The following is an 18842-nucleotide window of genomic DNA, read 5'->3' as shown; positions in this document are numbered from 1 at the left end:
TCGGAGACCCACCCGCCGTCGCCCGGGCCACAGTCATTCTTTGTCATGCAAGTATCGAGTGACGACATTGTCACGTCCGTGATTAAGGAACGGGAATGCGCTTCTCGTTCTTCGCGACTTCCACCACCCTGAAGAAGCTCTATGCCCCCGAGATGTCCAAGATCCTCCTGGCCGGAGGATTCAATGGATACTGGAACTTCGGGGACATCCTCATGCTGCAGGGCGCCGTGCGCTGGCACCTGGGGCGCAAGGAGTCGGCGGTCGTCTCCATCCACGAGCTGGGGCGGGTGCAGGACGCGCAGTACCTGCGTCAGCTCCCCGTGGTGCTCGGGACGGAGGACTTCGTCTTCTTCTCCGCGGACAGCGGAGACACCGCGTCCACCAAGGCGAGGGAGCTGGGCCTGGAGCCCGTCTCGCCCACGCGCCTGAGGGGCGCGGCCCGGCTGCATGTCTATGGCGGTGGCTACTTCAATGGCCGCTGGGGCGACGGGATGCTGGCGCTCGTGGAGTCGCTGCTGCACGCCTGGCTGCCGGGGCACTACGTGCTGTCGGGGCTGCAGGTCGGTCCCGAGTTCGCGAGCCGGCTGGCCGCGCACGCGCACCAATGGCAACCGCTGCTGCTCGGGTGTCGGGACCCCGAGTCCGTCCAGGCGTTGGTGGAGCATGGCGCCCCGGCGCTCCTGTCCGGGGATGACGCGCTCGAGGAGCTGGACCGCGCGGCCGAGGAGGCCTCGCGTCAGGAGCCCCGGCCGAAGGCGCCGGGTCGCTTCGCGCTGCACATGAACCTGTCCACCTACGCGTATACGGACCCCGGCGTGGACCCGGACTCGCTGCCGCCTCCCGCCGCGACGATGAACGAGCAGCTCCAGGCACTGCGCGCGCACTTCGGCGAGGCCGCGGCGCCGGTGGTGCTCAATGCATATATCGACGAGCGCCCCGTGGTGGAGGACAGCCTCGCGGCCATGCGCAAGACGGCCTTCACGGAGCACTTCCCGCAGGCGGACGTGGTGGACCTGGTGGGGCTGCTCTTCCAGGGGCGCCTGTCCCAGGCCGTGGAGCGCATCCGCGAGTGCGAGGCGCTCGTCGCGTCCTCGTACCACGTGACGCTGCTGGGCAAGGTGTCCGGCGTGCCCAGCCACCTGTTCGCCTTCAACGAGTACTACCGCCAGAAGAAGGCGGGGCTGGCCGAGTCGGAGACGTCGCTGAAGGACTTCCTCGAGGGCGGCCTGCCCGCGTCCCTGGAGCGCGGCGGCGCGTACATCGAGGAGCAGCGGAAGCTCCGGCGCGAGTGGCTGTCACGGCTGGCGACGAACCTCGCGCAGCCGGTGGCCAACGTGAACTGGGTGTCGCGCGCGGCGACGTGGCTGGAGGAGGTCCGCGCCGAGCTGCGGCAGGAGAAGCAGCTGCGCGCCGAGGAGACCCAGGCGACGCGCTCCGCGCTCGAGGAGCTCCAGGCGCGCCACCACGCCCTGCTCGCACGCTGCGAGGCGGGTGAGGCGCGGGTGAGGGAGCTGGAGCAGCAGCTCGCCCACCGGGATGCGGAGGGCACGGCGCTCAGGGGAGAGCTGCACGGCGTGCGCGAGCTGCTCGCGTCGAAGGAGTTCGAGCTCGAGTGCTCCACGAGGCGCGAGGAGGAGCTGCGCGCCAGCTACGAGGCCCTGCTCACCACCGAGCCGCCCCTGCGCCACCGACTGGTGGATGACCTGAATGACCGGCTCATCAAGTCCGCCGGAGGCCAGCGCGCGCACCGGGCCATCAAGCACCTGGTGCGCGTCACCGTGGGGCGCGGCAAGTAGCCCGCGCTCCCCTACTTCGCGAGGGCCTTCTGGCGGGCCACCCACGCGTCCACCTTGCGCTCGAGCACGTCGAGCGGCAGCGAGCCGCTCAGCAGCACCACGTCGTGGAACTCGCGCACGTCGAAGCGCTCACCCAGCGAGGCCTCGGCGCGGGTGCGCAGCTCGCGAATCTTGAGCTGCCCCACTTTGTACGCCAGCGCCTGTCCCGGCCAGGCGATGTAGCGGTCCACCTCGTTGGTGATGTCCAACGCCTGGCGGGGCGCGTTCTCCATGAAGTAGTCGAGCGCCTGCTGACGCGTCCACTGCTTCGCGTGCATGCCCGTGTCCACCACCAGCCGCACCGCGCGCCACATGTCGTACGAGAGCTGGCCGAACTTGTCGTACGGGTTCTCGTACAGGCCCATCTCGTCGCCGAGCGTCTCGCAGTACAACGCCCAGCCCTCGCCGTACGCCACGTAGTAGCCAAAGCGGCGGAAGTCCGGCAGCGCCGTCTGCTCGGTGGCCAGGGACGTCTGCAGGTGATGTCCCGGCACGGCCTCGTGCAGCGTGAGGGGCACCATCTCCCAGTGCGGCCGCGTCTCCGGACGGTACAGGTTCACCAGGTACGTGCCAGGGCGCGAGCCGTCCGAGGAGCCCGCGTAATAGAAGCCCGTCGTCACGTCCGGCGCCATGGCCTCCGGCGTGGGCTCCACCGCGTACGGCTGCCGGGGCAGCGTCTTGAACAGCCGCACCAGCAGCGGGTCGATCTGCTTGGCCAGGCTCCGGTAGCGCATCAACAGCTCTTCACCGGTGCGCGAGTAGAAGCGCGGGTCCGTGCGCAGGAACTGGAAGAACTCCGGCAGCGTGCCCTTGAAGCCCGTGCGCTTCATGATGGCGTCCATCTCCGCCCGGATGCGCTTCACCTCCGACAACCCGAGCGCGTGGATCTCCTCGGGCGTCAGCGACGTGGTGGTGAACCGGCGCGCGAAGAAGCCGTACGCGGCCTGGCCGTCGGGGAACTGCCAGATGCCCACCGCCTCGGGCGCGCCGGGCAGGTACTCCTCGACGAGGAAGCGGTGGAAGGCACGCAGCGCGGGCACCACGCCCTCGCGCACCGCCTTCTGCCCCGCCGCCGCCAGGCGCTGCTGGTCCTGGGCGGACAGCTTCGCGGGGAAGCGCAGGAAGGGCGTGTAGAAGCCGCTCTTCGTCGGGTCCTCCACCAGTTGCCGCTCGATCTGCGGCGGCACGCGCTGGAGGATGACACGCGGGTGCACCTTCTTCTGGCGCACCCCCTCGCGCATCAGCGCCGTCACCTGCTCCACGTAGGTCCGAAAGCCCTCCAGCCGGGCCACCCAGTCCTCGTAGTCCTTCACCGTGTCGAAGCGCAGCGTGTCCGCGAGCTGGTAGGCCGTCTGCACGCCCGGAGGCTGGCGGATGCCCTCGGGGATGCCGCCCACCTGGTTGACGGGCAGCAGGTGCCAGCCGAAGCGGAACTCCTCCAGCCACGTCTCGTGCTCCTTGCGGAACAGGTCCAGGTTGAGCTGGTCCTCCTCGGACAGCTTCGCGCGGTCCACCTTCTTCAGCTGCTCGAGCACCTGGCGCGAGTGCGTGTTGTCCGCCTGGAGCGCGGTGAGGCTCAGGTCATCCCAGCGCGTGTTCCAGCGCCGGTCTCCGGCGACGGACGCGTACGTCGGGCTGCGCTCCAGTTGGTATTGCCAGTCGCGCTCGAGGATGGTGCGCAGCGTGGTGGCCGCGTCCTGCTTCTTGGCTTCGGCATCCATGGACAGCATCAGGAAGAACCCCAGGGTGAGTCCGAGCAACCGCTTCACGAGAACAGCTCCAGCAGGTCTTCACGGGTGATGGCCGCCGCGCCGCCGGCCTCGCTCAGCGCGGCCTCCATCAGCGCGCGCTTCTTGTCCTGCAGCCCGAGGATGCGCTCCTCGACGGTGCCCTGCGACACCAGCCGGTAGACGTTCACGGGTCGCTCCTGGCCGATGCGATGCGCGCGGTCCGCCGCCTGCGCCTCCGCGGCCGGGTTCCACCACGGGTCCACCAGGAACACGTGGTCGGCCGCCGTCAGGTTCAAGCCCGTGCCGCCCGCCTTCAGCGACATCAGGAGCACCGGCGGGCCGTCGTCCGCCTGGAAGCGCGCCGTCACCTCGCCCCGGTTCGCCGTGCTGCCGTCCAGCCGGTCGAAGCCGATGCCCGCGCGCTTGAGCGCCGGCTCGATGAGGTCCAGCAGCGACGTCCACTGAGAGAACACCAGCGCCTTGTGGCCCTCCGACACCGCCGTGTCGAGCGCCTCCACCAGCGTGTCCACCTTCGACGACGAGGTGGCCTTCTGCCCGGGCACCAGCGCCGGGTGGCACGCGGCCTGACGCAGGCGCAGGAGCGCCTCCAGCGCCTTGAGCACGCTGCCGCCCTCGTTGAGCAGGGCCACCACCTCCGCGCGCGTGGCCGCCATCACCGCGTCGTAGATGGAGCGCTCGCGCTCATCCAGCGACACGTGCATCACCGACTCGATGCGCGGCGGCAGCTCCGGCGCCACGTCGCGCTTGAGGCGGCGCAGCACGAAGGGACGGATGCGGCGGCGCAGCTCGCTCGCGGCGCCCGCGTTGCCCTCGGAGATGGGGCGCGCGAGCTTCTCCTCGAACTGCCGCCGTCCGCCGAGCAGGCCCGGGTTGGTGAAGTGCATCAGGCTCCACAGCTCGTCCAGGCGGTTCTCCAGCGGCGTGCCGCTGAGCGCCAGCCGGAAGCCGGACTTGATGCCAAAGGCGGCGCGCGCCACCTGGCTCTCCGGGTTCTTGATGGCCTGCGCCTCGTCCAGCACCACCATGGCCCAGTCCTGCGCCCCCAGCACCGCCGCGTCCAGGCGCAGGATGGAATACGTGGTGAGCGTCACGTCCGCCGCCGCGTCCAGCGCGCGGCCGGGGCCGTGGTAGACGCAGACCTTCAGCGAGGGACGGAAGCGCTTGAGCTCCGCCGCCCAGTTGGGCAGCACGCTGGTGGGGCACACGACGAGCGAGCCCTTTCCCAGGACGCAGATGGTCTGGAGCGTCTTTCCCAGGCCCATGTCGTCCGCGAGGATGCCGCCCAGGCCCGCGCTCTTGAGGAAGCCCAGCCAGCTCACGCCCGTCTGCTGGTAGTGGCGCAGCGACGCGTTGAGTTCCTCCGGCAACACCGGCGGCGGCAGCTTCTCGAAGCCCTCGACGAGCGGCGCCAGCTTGTCCAGGCCCGGCGGAGGCGGCTGCTCCAGCGTCTCGCACAGCTGCGACAGCTGCGGCAGCGCGTGGTTGGACACGCGGCCATCCGACTGACGCGCGGCCAGGAGGTCCGCCACGCGCTGGCCGTTCTTCTCCAGCCAGGCGCGAGGCAAGGGCGCCCAGCCCCCGCCCACCAGCGGCACCAGGCCCAGCCCCTCCTGCCACGCGCGCACCACTGCGGCCGCGTCCACCGAGCGCGTCTCGCCGCCCTTGCCCCCCTCCACCTGGAAGTCGAGCGTGAAGCGCACCTCCGGCACGCCGAGCGCGTTGGTGGCACCCTCCACGGACAACGAGGGCTTGAGCCGCACGTCCGGGCTCACCACCGACGCGCCGTCACCGGCGAGGTCCCCGCCCCACCGCCGCAGCTTGTCCGCCCAGCGCACCATCTCCGGCCCCTGCACCGTCACCCGACGGCCCGGCACCAGGTTCAGCTCCTCGCGCAGCTCGTGCACCAGGCGCTGCTCCACGGCCTCGTCGCGCAGCGGCACCGCGCCGCGCAGGTACACCATGCGGCCGTTGTCGATGCGCACCGCCGGCGGCGCGCCGTAGACCAGCGTCGGCAGCACCGACAGCCCGGACTCCAGCTGGTGCAGCTCCAGCAGGATGCGCGGCTTGAGCTCGCGGTCGATGGACGGCACCCGCTTCGTGCGCACGTCCACGGGCATGCGACGCCCCAGCTCCGGCAGCACCTTGGAGGTCAGCTCGCCGAGCTGCTCCGCGCCGTAGGTGCGGACGATGGGCAGGTTGTTGAGCCACGGGCCCGTCATGCCCGTCTCGCCCAGCCGCGCCAGCGCGTCCCCCACCAGCGCGACGCCGGGGCTCACCACCTCCGTCACGCGGGAGTCCCTCGCCACCGTCACCACCAGCTGCCCGCCACGCTCCTCCACCAGCGCCCGGGGCACGACGACCTCGTCGGGGATGGCCACGGGGCGGCCATCGAGCAGCACGTTGCGCGCCTGCACCAGGACCTTGAGCAGCGCCTCCAGCGTCTCGGGGGCCAGGGCGCCGCGCGTGCGGCGCTGCTCGAGGATGCGGTCGGCCAGCAGGTCGGCCTGCTCCACCTGGAGCTGCGCGGCCTGCGCCGGCTTCGCCATGTACGAGGCGAGGCTGCCGTCGAGCGCCTCCTCGCGTCCGTCCGCGTGGGCCAGCGTGCGCTTGAGCTGGAGGCCGTCGCCCGTGCGCGCGAAGTGGTACACCACGCGCGACCAGCGGGTGGCCGCCGTCTCCATGGGCGCGTCCGTCTTCTCCGCCTGCTGGAGCGACAGGGCCGCGGCCACCACGTGCTCGCACGGGTCCACGCGGCTGGGGCAGTCACACTCCCAGGCCTCGTCGGCCGGATAGAGCGTCACCGTGAAGGGAACCGGGCGCCCCGACGAGCGCACCCTCAGCTCCAGCTCGCTCTCCGTCTTCGACTGGAGGACCACCGCCCCGGCGCGGGAGAGGTTCACTCCGTTGGACCAGATACCGGGGCGGGCTTCCTTCCGGACGGCTTCGAGCAGTTGGACGGTGGCGGACATAGGGGATGGGAACTCCCTACGCCCCCGGGGTGCGCCGCGCAACGGCGATGCGCACCCCGGCCCCCCGGCTCAGCCGCAGGTCAGCGTCCAGCGGCAGCTACCCGACAAGCACTCCTTCCCGTACAGGCAGGTGGCCCCTCGGGCCTTCTTCGGCTGGCACTTGCCGCTGTTGAGACCCCAACCACAGTACTGCGTCGACGCGCAGTCGGCCTCCTCGTCGCAGATGCAGGTGCCGGAGCTGTTGCAGCCGGACGCGGTGCACGCGTCGCTGATGCACTCCTCCTTGAAGCGGCAGGACTCGCCCACGGCCTTGGAGTCCGGCGCGTAGCGCACGCCGCACAAGAGCGGGTACTGCGTCTCGCGGGTGGCCTTGTCCACGTAGGTGGCCACGCCGCTGGTGTCGATGTCCGCCGCCGCGTCCGCCATGCCCGTGCGCGGGTTCACGGCGCGCTCCCACGTCTTCAGGAACGTCTCCGCCGAGCCCGACAGGCCCGCGGTGTTCGCGCCCACGCGGCCCAAATCCTTGAGCAGGTCCGGCAGGTAGCCCACGTGCGCGAGGCCGTACTCGTCGAAGCCCGTGCCCAGGCGCGTGGGGCCGGCGACGTTCTGCTGCCGCAGGTGCGCGTCCGCCTCCGCCTGGAACGTGGCCGAGCATGCGCCGTTGTTGCCGAAGCGCGGACGGGTCTGCTGGATGAAGCCGTTCAGGTCCGCGCCGAAGGCCATGGGCACCTTGAGGCCCTGGCGGCCGAACTCGACCGCCTGCGCCAAGGAGCGCGTGGAGCCGTGGCAGTTGTTGGCCACGCCCGAGCGCGAGTACGTGCGCGTCTCGTCATGCGCCGTGCGCAGGCCGAAGATGCCGCCCGTCTGGCGCAGGTAGCGCACCACCCACGCGGGCGTGGTCTTCTCGTCGTCCGCCAGCTTCGGGTTCATCACCTCGCGGAAGTGGCCGTGGGAGATGACCAGCGGGTAGTACGTGTTCGCCTGCGCCAGGGCGAAGGCGTCCTGCAGGCCCTTCTCCGACAGGTGCGCCACGTCGATGAGCATCCCGCGGCTCATCATCGCCTGCACCAGCGCCTTGCCGTCCGCGGTGAGGCCCTTGGTGTTGCGGCAGTTGCCCGCCGCGTCGCGGTACACGTCGAAGCCGAGCGTCATCGTGTCGGTCGTCACGCCGCAGTCGGTGTCCACGTGGCACGTCTCCAGGAACTGTGCGGCCTGGAAGATGGCGTTGTGCAGCGCCGCGCCGCCGAAGCGGTTGTCCAGCTGGTGCACCGGCTGGAGCGAGCGCACACCCAACGAATAGAAGCGGTCCAGCTCCGTGCGCCAGTCCTTGGTGCCGAACAGCTTGCTCGTCTCGATGGAGAGCACCATGGCGAGCTTGCCGGAGGCGATGATGTTGCGCGCGTGCGAGGGCGTCAGGGCGATCTCCACCCAGTCGTTGCGCGCGTCGAAGTCACGCGCCATCTGGAGCTGGAGCTCCACGTCCACCATCTCGTCGCACGGCCGCGAGATGTTCTGGTACGGCAACACCTTGCAGAGGAACTCGTTGCTGACCAGCGACACCATCACCAGCGACATGCCGCCCTGGTGCGCCTGCCGCAGCCACCCCTCCCACGACTGCTGATGGGCGATGGTGTCCCAGCGCGGCCACTGGGTGTTGACGGACATGCGGCCCAGGTGGATGCCGGTGTCGCCCTCGGTGCCCTCAATCTTGCCGATGAACTCCGAGCCCACCGCGCCGCCCAGGCCGAAGAGCGCCGCGAGCAGCGGGTTGCCGCCCAGGTTGATGCCTCCCGAGTTCGGGCACAGGTTGAGCAGGTTGCTCAAGTCCATGCGCACGCGGGCGTGGTCGCTCTCCGGAAGGCCGCCGTCACAGCTCGTCAGCGAGCCGGTGTGGCTGCCGTGGAACCAGCCACCGCCGAAGGCCTCCTCCGCGAACATGTGGTGGTGCAGCTCCGCGAAGCCCGGGGCCGTCAGCGGCTGGGATTCGGACTCGGTCGCGGGCGCTTCGGACGGCGCCTCCTCCTGCACGGGACCGCAGGCGAGCCCCAGACACAGGCTCAAGGGAAGAAGGGCCAGGACACCCTGGCGTCGATGACGCGGGGACATGAACATAAGCGGGGGATTCCTTCTCGGGATGCGGGCGGATGGCTCCGCGGCCGCGGTGGTGAGGATACTCCTCGCTCAACGCGCATTTCGAGCCGCGTCCGTGCTGCTTGAAACATTCGGTGACAGTTGTCGCCGCCTTGCGTCATCGGCTTCGCGTGGTGGTGCGGTGGCGACCCGGCGCGGCGCGCGCGAGCAGCGGCGAGAGGTGTAGCGGTATCCTCTCGCGCCGCACCTGGGCCGCGTCCCGTCGGCCGGTGCGCCACGAGGACTCATGCACCTGGACGACTACACGCGATACGACGCGCTGGGGCTGGCGGAGCTGGTGCGTCAGAAGGAAGTCAGCCCCGACGAGCTGCTGCGCGCGGCGCTGGAGGCCATCGCCCGCGTCAATCCGAAGCTGAACGCGGTCATCGACGTCCGGGAAGCCGACGCGCGCGAGGCCTTGAAGCGGGGGGTGGCCGATGGGCCCTTCCGTGGGGTGCCCTTCCTCATCAAGGACCTGGTGGTGCACGCCGCGGGAATCCCCACGGAGCTGGGCAGCCGGCTGGCGCGTGGCCTGGTGCTCCCGCATGACACGGTGTTGATGGAGCGCTATCGCCGCTCGGGCCTGGTGCTGATGGGGCGGACGAACACGCCGGAGTTCGGCAACAACGCGACCACGGAGCCGGTGACGTACGGCCCCACGCGCAACCCGTGGGACCTGTCGCGCAGCCCGGGTGGCTCGAGCGGCGGCTCGGCGGCGGCGGTGGCGTCGGGCATCGTCCCGGTGGCGCACGGCAACGATGGCGGCGGCTCGCTGCGCATCCCGGCCTCGCTGTGCGGTGTGTTCGGCTTGAAGCCCACGCGCGGGCGCGTCTCGGTGGGTCCGGACGGAGGCGACGCGGTCAACGGCCTGGGCATCGAGCATGTCATTACCCGCTCGGTGCGCGACAGCGCGGCGATGCTGGATGCCACGCAGGGCGCGGCGCCGGGTGACCCGTACTACGCGCCGCCGCCGGAGCGGCCGTTCCTGGAGGAGGTGCGTCGGGAGCCGGGGAAGCTGCGCATCGCGATTTCACGCAAGGCGGCGTCGGGCGTGCCGGTGCACCCGGACAACGTGGCGGCGGTGGAGGACGCGGCGAAGCTGTGCGCGTCGCTGGGGCACGACATCGTGGAGGCCGCGCCCGTCTATGACGACGCGGTCCTGGTGGAGGCCATGGTGTCGGTGTGGTGCGCGAGCAACGCGGCGCTCGCGGAGATGCTCGGCGGGGCGCTGGGGCGCACGCTGGGGCCGGACACGCTGGAGGCCACGACGTGGGCCGCCGTGGAGCACGGACGGCGTCTGCGCGCGCTGGACCTGCAGGCGGCGTTCGCGGTCTTCAACCAGGTGAGCCGCGTGGTGGGCGCGTTCTTCGTGGACCACGACGCGCTGCTGACGCCCACCGTGGCCGTGCCGCCCTACCCGCTCGGCGTGCTGGACTCGAACAAGCCCATGGGCGCGGGCGAGTGGTACCGGCACGTCTTCACGCTGATTCCCTTCACGCCGCTCTTCAACGTGACGGGACAGCCGGCCATGTCCGTGCCCCTGCACTGGAACGCGCAGGGTCTGCCCATCGGCGTGCAGTTCGTCGGCCGCTTCGCGGAGGAGGCCACCCTGTTCCGGCTCGCGGGCCAGCTGGAGCACGCCCGCCCCTGGTCCGTGCGCAGGCCGCCCGTGCACGCGGCGCAGGCGCCGGAGAACCTCTCCGCCTGACCCAAAGCCGGAGTGGGCGCGCTCCACCCCCTGGTAGCGACCGGCCCCCGATAAAAACCGTCGGGTCATCCAGCTCCTGGCCCTGTCCATCCAGCGGGGCGCCCAAGGACCAGGTGCCTGGCTGCACGGCGTCGGGGAGCCGGAAGTATCGGGTCAGCCTGACGGACATCCTAGCGACCTCACTCGCCTCGAGACGGAAACCGTTGAAGCCCAGGCTCCAGGCGCGGCAGGTATCGGCCGAGTCCATCCATCACCAGGGCCTCGATTCGGACCACGGTCCGGTCGGGCCCGATGACGAGTGTCTCGACGCGCTGGAACTGGGAGGTCTCACGCCGCCGCTCCTTGATTTCAGACCAGGGGATGAGCAGCGGCGGATGGAACGGTGTGAAGCTGGGCATCATCGCGAGATAGAGCCCCGCTTCACTCGCGCCCACCGTCAGGCAGCGGTTGTAGTGCGTCCAGCCCATCCGCCCGGTCGACATCTTCATGAACAGGTCCGGCCGGGGCGCGCTCGTCCGGTAGCGCTTCGCGAGCCCGGACCAGCCACCCTTGACCGACGCGAAGAACGAGATGCCCACGAGGCCCAGCACGAACAACGGAGGAAACAGCCAGCCCGGTAAGGCCCCCGTCGCCAGCAGGAGCATGTCTCGTGACTCCAGCATCTGAATCCCTCCTCACTCGCCCCGGCGCGGAGCACGCGCCCAGAGCACATCCCAGGTCAGCTCCAACCCCGCGGAGCCGGGGGTCTCGATGACGACCTGCACCTCGGTGGCCGCCACCTGTGCCCCCTCCGCCCTGGCCCGATTGAAGAGCTGCTGGAGCAGCTTCGGCCCATCGACATACGTCGCGAAGAGGAACCCCGAGGCGCCCACCGGCGTCAGCGGCTCCGCCTCCGGCAGGTCCACCCCCAGCCCCCACGCGGCCAGCAGCTCGTCGTACAGCTCATCCAGATCATACAGCGGCGCATGAATCCCCAGCGCGCCACAGCCACACTCCCACCCGAAGCTCCCCGCCAGCGCGCCCTCCTCGAGCAGCCGCCCCTTCGCCGGCGCGGCGCACAGCCCGCACGACACCGGGGGCACCTCCCCCACCAGCTCCCGCTGCTCATCGAAGACGAGTCTGAACGCGTCCATCGCGGCCGTCCTCCAGGTAGGCAGTGAGCGACTCCATCGCGGACGAGGGAACCGTCAGCCGAAGGTGCGTCGGGCCGAGGAGGAGCGTGTCGGTCCACCGGAACAGGAACTTCTTGCGCTCCCACGCTCGAATCTCCGACCAGGGGATGCGCAGCGGGGAATGGGACAGCCGCAGCGGCAGGACGGGCCGCAGATAGAGGCCGCGCTCGTCTCCACCCATCCAGAGACAATGGTTGTACGAGGCCCACCCCAACCGGGCCGAGCGCAACCACCGCATCGACTCGGGCCGGTCCCCGGCGTCTGTCCCGAAGTTCCGCGCCAGCCCGCGCCAGCCACTCACCCACGACAAGACCCACAACACGAACGCGAACCACAGCGCCGCGAGCGGCAGGAAGAGCTCGAGAGCAGGACCTGACTGGGAAAGGGACGCCATGACATCTCCCTAGGAGGGCAGCCGCAACCGCGAAAGCGCTTCTCTCAATCGCTCGGGAATCGCCGTGGACCTGCGCGTCTGTCGGTCCACGAACACATGGACGAAGTGGCCGTGGGCCGCGGCCTCCGCCTCGCCCTCCTTGAAGATGCCAATCCCATACGTCACCGAGCGCGTGCCCAGCTTGTCCACCCGCAGCCCCGCCCGGAGGCGGTCCGGATACGCAAGCGGCGCGCGGTACTGGCACTTCGACTCCACCACCAACCCGATGATGGGGCTCGCGTGGATGTCCAGCCCCCCCTCGTGGATGAGGTAGTGGTTCGCCACGGTGTCGAAGTAGCTGTAGTACGTGACGTTGTTGATGTGACCGTAGACGTCATTGTCCATCCACCGCGTGGTGATGGGCAGGAAGTAGGTGTAGCGCTCGGCGGTCTCGACGTCACTCACGGCACAATCCCTCTCATCACGGCGACCAGTACCCCAGGGCCTGCTGGAAGAGCCCTTCCAGCACCGGCCGCGTCATCTCTCGGGGCGCGTTCTGGAGCAGGCGCTGCTGGGGCAGCGCCCCCGACGCGAGCGCCGATACGTCCTCCTGCGTGTACCCCACGCCCCGCAGCCCGTTCGGCATCCCCACCGCGCGCATGATGCGGATGAGCTTGTCCGCCAGCACCTCGCCCGCGTCCCCAGGCCCCGCGCCCCGCGCGTCCGCGCCCAGCCACGTGGCCGCCTCCAGATGACGCTCCGGGCTCTCGGCCGCCGTGTAGCGGAACACCGCCGGCGCGTTGAGGATGACCGCCATGCCGTGTGGCACCAGCGGCTCCTCCTGGGGATAACCCGAGGGACGGAAGTCCCGCACCAGCCCCGCCACCGCGTACGCCATGCCGTGCGGCGCATGCACGCCCGCGTTGCCGAACGCGATGCCCGCCAGCGTCGCCGCCCACATCAACTGCTCTCGAGCCTCGTGGTCCGTCGCGTCCGCCACACCCCGCTCCAGATACAGCCCCATCAACCGCAGCGCCTCACGGCAGCCCAAATCACTCCAGGGATTCGCCCCCTGACTCATCGGCCGCAGCGTCGGACGCGCGGGCGCGGGCCGGCGCACATAGGCCCGGGCCGTATAGCTCTCCAGCGCGTGGGACAGGACATCCAGTCCACTGGCCGCCACGACCTCGCCCGGCAGCGTGGCGGTGCAGTCCGGGTCCACCAGCGCCTCGGTGGGCCGCAGCGCGTTCGACGCGATGCCCGTCTTCGCGCCCAGCGAGCGCAAATCGAAGATGGTGATGCCCGTCACCTCGCTGCCCGTGCCGGACGTGGTGGGACACGCGAGGTGGGGCTTGAGCGGCCCGGGCACCGGCCGGCCCTCGCCCACCGGCGCATTCACGTACGTCAGGAAGTCGGACGGCCAGGTGGCGAAGAGGTTCGCCGCCTTGCACGTGTCGATGACGGAGCCACCGCCCAGGGAGACATAGCCATCCGGACGCAGGTCCGCGGCGAAGCGGATTGCCTCCAGGAAGGACTGGTCCGTGGGCTCGATGCTCACGTCCTTGAAGACGCCAAACTCCAGCCCCGCCGCGCGCAGCGACTCCACCACGGTGCCGAAGATGGGCAGCCTGGCCACCCCCGCGTCGGTGAAGAGCGCCACGCGCCGCATCCCGAGCGCCCTCGCCCTGTCCCCCACCTCCGACAGGCAGCCCCGTCCGAAGGTGACGCGCGAGGACTCCATGGTGAAGGCGGAGTCACATCCCTCCCCCACCTCCTGGTAGTGGCAGCACCCGAAGCCCATGACGTCCTCCCGCGAGGGTCCAGGCCGCAATCTACCGTGGCTCGACGCCCCAGGGGCGCGCCGTCGTCAGCAGTCGTAGTCGGGAGGTGTCCCCCCGTCCTCGATGACCACCGGCGCGGGGCCGCCCCGCTTCGCCAGCGCCTCTCCGCAGTCGAGCGATGCCTCCCCCGACAGCGTGCGGTAGAGCACACATGACGCGCGCTCGACGAAGAACGCCTGACGTGGCCAGTCCGGCCCGCGCGCCACCAGGATGGCCACCGTGTAGTGCCCGCCGTCCGGCAGCCGCACCACGCCCACCTCGTTGAGCACGTTGTAGCGCGCGTCGTCCGAGCAGCACCCCGGAGGCAGCCACCCCGCCTTGTGCCGCAAGCTCGCGCGGGCCTTCGCCGGCAGGCGCGTGCCCAGCCACCCACCGCAGCCCTCGCGAGGCGTCAGCTCCATCCACTTCAACAGGCGCGACGTCGGCCGGGGCTTCAGCAGCTCGCCCGCCGCCAGGCGATGGAGGAAGGCCACCGCGTCCGCCGCGCAGAGGTAGTTGTCGTTCCCCATCACCTTCGGGGAGTTGGTGGCCCAGCGCGGCTTGCCGTAGTTCCACTTCGTCAGCGCGGTGTTCTTCACCTCGAGCGAGCGCAGATAGTCGTTGATGGCGTCCGGCCCACCCACCAGGTCGATGACCGCGCCCGAGGCCTCGTTGTCCGAGGTGCGGAAGACCTTCTCCGCCAGCGGGGCCACCTTCTTCTCCTCGGCCTTCTTCAGCGCCGCGGCCACCCAGAACACCTTGGCCGAGCTCGCGGAGATGTGCGGCACCGTGTCCGAGAACCCGGCGTACTCCCCCGTCCTCGAGTCCCGCACCGCCAACGCGATGTCCGAGCCCGGCGACAGGCTCGCCGCCTCCGCTGCCAGCGAGTCCACGACGGACTGGAGCGAAGCACGCGCGGGGCCCGCATCCGTCGCCTGAGCGGTCCCCACCGCGAGCAGCCCCAGCACCAACGCTCCCACCCGAAACATCAGCGCTCCACCTGGAGCTGCGGCGTGACGAGCGGAATCCCCGCGGCCGCCACGTACGCGCCGTAGTCATAGGGAGGCAGGCGCTGGGCGCCGTCGTAGTCGAAGTCCACCACGCCGGTGAGCGTCACGGCCTTGTCCACCGCGGCCGAGGAGGCCAGCAGGTGGAAGTCCTTCGCCGCCGCGTCCCTGAAGCCCGCCGCAGACAGCTGCGTGGACACCAGGTTCGCCCTCGCGAGCGGGTCCAGGCACGCCGTGTTGTTGCCATTGCCCGCGTGCGTCGTCGGCGCGCCCGCGACGATGTTGTTGGAGAAGGTGACGTTGAAGCGCGTCCCCGTCCGGGCTCCGAGGATGATGTTGTTCATCACCAGCGAGCCGCCCAGGCCCTGGAACATGATGCGCTCGGGGCCCGCGCTGGAGCCATCCACCCAGATGGAGCCGCTGCCAGCGCCGATGAGCTCCGAGCACCCGCCCTCCACGACGAGGACTGCCCATCCCACTGCCGCAGTGAAGATGCTCGAGCGAGTCGTCATGGACCTGCTCAATACAACTTTTCACGGTTTGTCGGGAGTCTCCTGAAAGAGCCAGCCGAGGAAATGGGAGAACTGGCTGGAGCCGTAAGCGGCGAGCGCACATTCGGCGACGAGCTCACGCGAGCCCTCGACGACGAGGTCATGTCGCGTCTGAGCGAGCGCGCGGTCCACCTCGGTGAGCGGACTCACCTGCGTCCGCAGCAGCTCGATGAGCGCGGCGGCCCGGGACATGGCCTCACGGAAGGCCCTGGAGAGGACGCCAGAGGTCCGAGCCTGGGCCGCCGCGGTGTCCTCCTCCGCCTCCAGCGCGGCGCGGCGCTCGTCGAACCGGGCCTCGAGCGCAGCCAGGCGCTGCTTGAAACGCAGCAGCGCCTCGTCGCGCGCGCGGGCTGAGAGCGATTGTTGAAGCTCCGCGTCGTCCTCCCAGCGTCGACGTTCGACCTCCAGGTCCTTGCGAGCGTTGAGCTCCTCGCGCTCCACCTGCGCCCGCCGTCCCTCGATGCGCTCCAGCTCGGAGCTGTCCACGTCGAGGTTGCGTCGACGCACGTCCTCCATCCACGCGTGCAGGGCGTCCTGCTCCGTGAGCAATGGGGAGCGCGCGGCCTGGGACTCGCGCAGGACGGCGGGACGGGACTGGGTCAGCCGACGCAGCTGCTCCTCCAACCGGACTCGCGCCGTGGCCGCCTCGGTCCGCTGGCGTTCCCACGCGAGGCGCTCGCGCGCCAGTGCGTCGCGCAGGTACAGCGCTCGACTGCGCACCGCCCCCACGCTCCCGACGAACCCCGCGCCCAGCAGCCACCACGGCGAGAACACCACGGCGGGCACCAGGCCCAGCGCCGCGGTGACCAGCAGCCCGCCGACCATGCCGCGCTCCAGCGAGCCCTCGCGGGAGAACTCCCGCACCACGGGCTTGTCGAGGGGAAGGAACCGCGACAGCTCGCGCAGCCAGGCCATCGTCGGCGACGCCTCGCCCGCCCTGGGCGGCGACACGTCCAGCGACACCTCGGGCACCGCGTCGGCGCGCATCGCCAGCAGTCGCGACAACATGGGGGCCACGTACTCGCGCACCCGCGCGTGGGGCGAGGTCCGCAGCGCCTGGAGCAGCGGGGAGCGCTCCGGCTCGACGAAGTCCCTGCGGCGCAACAGCAGACAGTCATCCCCGCCCTGGAAGCGCTCCCAGAGCGACGGCTCGTGCGCGAGCGCCACGAGCGACAGCCACACCACCCAGCCCGAGAAGTGGTCCAGCCGCAGGTCGAAGAACGCCGCGTCGCGGCCGGGGTGCTGGTAGTTCGGGTGACCCGTCTCGTGGCCCGTGCGCCCGACCAGCGCGGGTACGCACATGCCGTCGTAATCGATGAGCCGCAGCCCCCGCTCCGTGACGAGCACATTGCCGTGCTGCAAATCGCCGTGCGCGATGCCGGCGTCACGCAGGGCCGACAGCAGCCCCAGCCACTCCGCGGCGAGCCTGAACAACGTCAGCGGCTCATGCAGGTGTCGGCCGACGTAGCGCTCCAGGGACTCGCCCTGCACCCACTCCATCGTGACGATGGGCAGCCAACGGCCACGGACGTGGATGCCACGAGGCTGGAACCAGACCCCCACGGACGATGGCAGCCAGCGCTGCTCCAGATGCCGCCGGATCTCGAGGTAGCGCGACTCCTGGTCCCGGGGATACGGGCGCGTGAAGCAGCGCACGGCGTAGACCTGGTCGCCGCAGGTCACCTTGTACGTGGTGGCGAAGTTGCCCGCGCGAGGCCGGGGCAGCCCCGCCATCGCCCCCGTCCCCTGCTCGACGACGCCCGCCTTCAGCCGAGCGTCGGAGAAGGCCTGTCCCGGATGCTGGAGGGCGGCTTGATAGTCGCTGTCGGAAGGCAGGGACATGACGTCACGCCCCCACCGACAGGCGCATCAGCGTGGTGTCGTCATTGCGGATGCTCCGCGCCGCGCGCAGGCCCGCCACGAACGACTCGAATGAAGCCCGGGCGGGCAACGCCAGCCAGGGCCGCGCTCCCCGCTCATGCTCCCCCAGGAACCAGTGGGCCAGCGCATCCGTCATCAGGAGCAGCATGTCACCCGCGCGCACCTCGCCCGTCGCCCCGCGCGCCTGCTCGACGACGCGTGCGTTCTGCGCGCCGTGCGTGGACACCAGGAAGGGACGCGAGCCGAACGACGACGCGAGCTCCAGGGGGAAGCTCCGCACCAGCTGCTCGTCGCGCACCTGGAACAGACACGAGTCCCCCACCGCCAGCGCGGACCACGTGCCCACGACGCCGTCCCCTCGCGCCGGCGTCCCCACGAGGCTCACGCCCAGCAGCGTGGCGAAGGCCCCCTCGCGGAGCTTCTCCTGGGCGTACCAGGGCAGCTCCCGCCCCTCGACCTCCGCGAGCCAGCGACGCTGCAGTCCCGGCAACGCCTGGAGCAGGTCCGGGGGCGCCCGCAGCGGGCCCTGGGCGTACTCACGCGCGAGCAGCCGCGCCCACAGACCGGAGAAGAGGCTCTCCGTCGCCCCGTCCGCGACGGCCACGTGCAGCGTGTCCTCTTCGATGACACAGGCGTGCTCGGGCGCCGCGGCGTCCTCGTTCTCCGAGGGCGCGTTGCCGTCCTTCTGGACGCCCATCACCTCGAGCCCGATTCGCATGCTCAACGCAGGTTGCTCGGCCGCGTCCCGATGTTCAGGAACTTGATGAGCGAGAGGATGTCCGCGTTGAAGACGAAGCCGCGCGCGCCCTCGCGCACCGCGTGGCCCTCGTCCCTGGCCGCGGCGAGCATGCCCTGGGTGAGCGGGCTGGAGAGCGCGAAGAGCCTGCGCGCGTGCGCGTCCGGCAGGTTCGTCTCCGAGTCGGGGAACTGGATGGGCACGGCCGGGTTCGAGGACAGGTGCACGTTGAGCAGCAGCACCGCGCCGTCCGCGCCCTGCACCGAGCGGAGCGCCGCCGCGGCCTCCGTCGGGTCGCCGTCCGTGGGCTCGCCGTCGGAGATGTTCACCACGATGGGCGGGAAGCTCTCCGGGTGCTCGCGCCTCCAGGTCGTCACCAGCTCGCGGGCCCGGAGGAGCACCTCGCACATGGGCGTGGGGCCGTGCGCGTGCGGCTCGACCCAGATGGGGAAGCGGACCTTCTCGCGCACCAGGCCCCCCATCCCGTCCTCGCGCTCGCGCGTGCGCTCTTCCAGCCTCGCGGGCGCATGCCCCACCTCGCTGATGGGCACCAGCCCCCGCCCCGCGAGCGCGCCGGAGAAGGCCGGGGCGACCTTCTCGCCATACCCGAGCACGCCCAGGTGGAAGTAGTCCCGGATGCCCTCCTCGCGGGCGCACCGCACCACCAGGTTCTGCAACAGGCGGTTGGTGACGTCCGCCACACCCTCGGCCTTCTTGCGCGTGCCGCCCTGCCCCCCGAAGGGGTCGTCCATCGACCCCGACTGGTCGATGAGCAGCAGGATGCAAGCGGGCTGGGTGCGGCTGATCTCCGACGAGTAGGCCATGGGTCCTCGCACTGCGCGGTCCAAGCTGCGCGCGCGAGCCTACAGTGCCCCCTGCCGACGGGGACGACGATTCGACGCCCTCCGC

General features: G+C 70.7%; 15 protein-coding genes. 2 read left to right on the top strand and 13 right to left on the bottom strand.

Annotated elements, in window-relative coordinates; all coding sequences use genetic code 11:
- The first annotated feature begins 95 nt into the window (after positions 1-95).
- A complete protein-coding gene (locus tag AC6JA9_RS17800; RefSeq protein ID WP_497960251.1) occupies positions 96-1796 on the top strand; it encodes a hypothetical protein in 1701 nt (566 codons plus the stop codon).
- Between the two features lie 11 nt (positions 1797-1807).
- On the opposite strand, the gene AC6JA9_RS17795 is transcribed toward AC6JA9_RS17800, so the two are convergent.
- From AC6JA9_RS17795 to AC6JA9_RS17785, 3 genes are all read right to left on the bottom strand, one after another.
- Complete coding sequence (locus AC6JA9_RS17795; protein ID WP_223750208.1) at positions 1808-3565, bottom strand: DUF885 domain-containing protein; 1758 nt, start codon at positions 3563-3565, stop codon at positions 1808-1810.
- Positions 3566-3600: 35 nt separating this feature from the next.
- A complete protein-coding gene (locus tag AC6JA9_RS17790) occupies positions 3601-6555 on the bottom strand; it encodes a DEAD/DEAH box helicase (protein ID WP_223784731.1) in 2955 nt (984 codons plus the stop codon).
- Positions 6556-6624: 69 nt separating this feature from the next.
- Positions 6625-8661 carry a membrane dipeptidase gene (locus AC6JA9_RS17785; RefSeq protein ID WP_223750209.1) on the bottom strand — a complete coding sequence of 679 codons (2037 nt, stop codon included), beginning with the start codon at positions 8659-8661 and terminating at the stop codon, positions 6625-6627.
- A gap of 271 nt (positions 8662-8932) precedes the next feature.
- Here AC6JA9_RS17785 and AC6JA9_RS17780 point away from each other — a divergent pair, with 271 nt between their 5' ends.
- Positions 8933-10393, top strand: a complete 1461-nt coding sequence (locus tag AC6JA9_RS17780; protein WP_497960250.1) for an amidase — start codon at positions 8933-8935, stop codon at positions 10391-10393.
- Positions 10394-10572: 179 nt separating this feature from the next.
- Here the strand turns inward: AC6JA9_RS17780 and AC6JA9_RS17775 are convergent, their stop codons facing one another.
- The 10 genes from AC6JA9_RS17775 to AC6JA9_RS17730 form a co-directional block, all read right to left on the bottom strand.
- The gene (locus tag AC6JA9_RS17775; protein ID WP_223750148.1) at positions 10573-11055 is read right to left on the bottom strand and encodes a hypothetical protein; all 483 of its coding nucleotides are present in this window, start codon (positions 11053-11055) and stop codon (positions 10573-10575) included.
- 12 nt (positions 11056-11067) lie between these two features.
- A complete protein-coding gene (locus tag AC6JA9_RS17770; protein ID WP_223750149.1) occupies positions 11068-11526 on the bottom strand; it encodes a hypothetical protein in 459 nt (152 codons plus the stop codon).
- Positions 11498-11959, bottom strand: a complete 462-nt coding sequence (locus tag AC6JA9_RS17765; RefSeq protein WP_497960248.1) for a hypothetical protein — start codon at positions 11957-11959, stop codon at positions 11498-11500. Before AC6JA9_RS17765 ends, AC6JA9_RS17770 begins: the two co-directional genes overlap by 29 nt.
- A 9-nt stretch (positions 11960-11968) precedes the next feature.
- Positions 11969-12403, bottom strand: coding sequence for an acyl-CoA thioesterase (locus AC6JA9_RS17760; RefSeq protein WP_497960247.1), 435 nt, complete (start codon positions 12401-12403; stop codon positions 11969-11971).
- Between the two features lie 16 nt (positions 12404-12419).
- Positions 12420-13739, bottom strand: a complete 1320-nt coding sequence (locus tag AC6JA9_RS17755) for a hydroxyacid-oxoacid transhydrogenase (protein WP_497960246.1) — start codon at positions 13737-13739, stop codon at positions 12420-12422.
- 66 nt (positions 13740-13805) lie between these two features.
- The gene (locus tag AC6JA9_RS17750; protein WP_223750153.1) at positions 13806-14747 is read right to left on the bottom strand and encodes a serine hydrolase; all 942 of its coding nucleotides are present in this window, start codon (positions 14745-14747) and stop codon (positions 13806-13808) included.
- Positions 14747-15277: a hypothetical protein gene (locus AC6JA9_RS17745; RefSeq protein WP_497960245.1), complete on the bottom strand. Its 531-nt coding sequence runs from the start codon at positions 15275-15277 to the stop codon at positions 14747-14749. Before AC6JA9_RS17745 ends, AC6JA9_RS17750 begins: the two co-directional genes overlap by 1 nt.
- Positions 15278-15298: 21 nt before the next feature.
- Entirely contained in the window at positions 15299-17158 is a 1860-nt protein-coding gene (locus AC6JA9_RS17740) for a protein kinase family protein (RefSeq protein ID WP_483577700.1), read from the bottom strand.
- A 4-nt stretch (positions 17159-17162) separates the two neighbouring features.
- Positions 17163-17915, bottom strand: a complete 753-nt coding sequence (locus AC6JA9_RS17735) for a protein phosphatase 2C domain-containing protein (RefSeq protein WP_223784742.1) — start codon at positions 17913-17915, stop codon at positions 17163-17165.
- Positions 17916-17917: 2 nt separating this feature from the next.
- Complete coding sequence (locus AC6JA9_RS17730; protein WP_223784743.1) at positions 17918-18757, bottom strand: vWA domain-containing protein; 840 nt, start codon at positions 18755-18757, stop codon at positions 17918-17920.
- Positions 18758-18842 lie beyond the last annotated feature (85 nt).

This window comes from Myxococcus sp. MH1 (assembly GCF_059738865.1).
The sequence above is the reverse complement of the archived record's forward strand: the minus strand, read 5'-3'. Positions and strand labels throughout refer to the sequence as shown.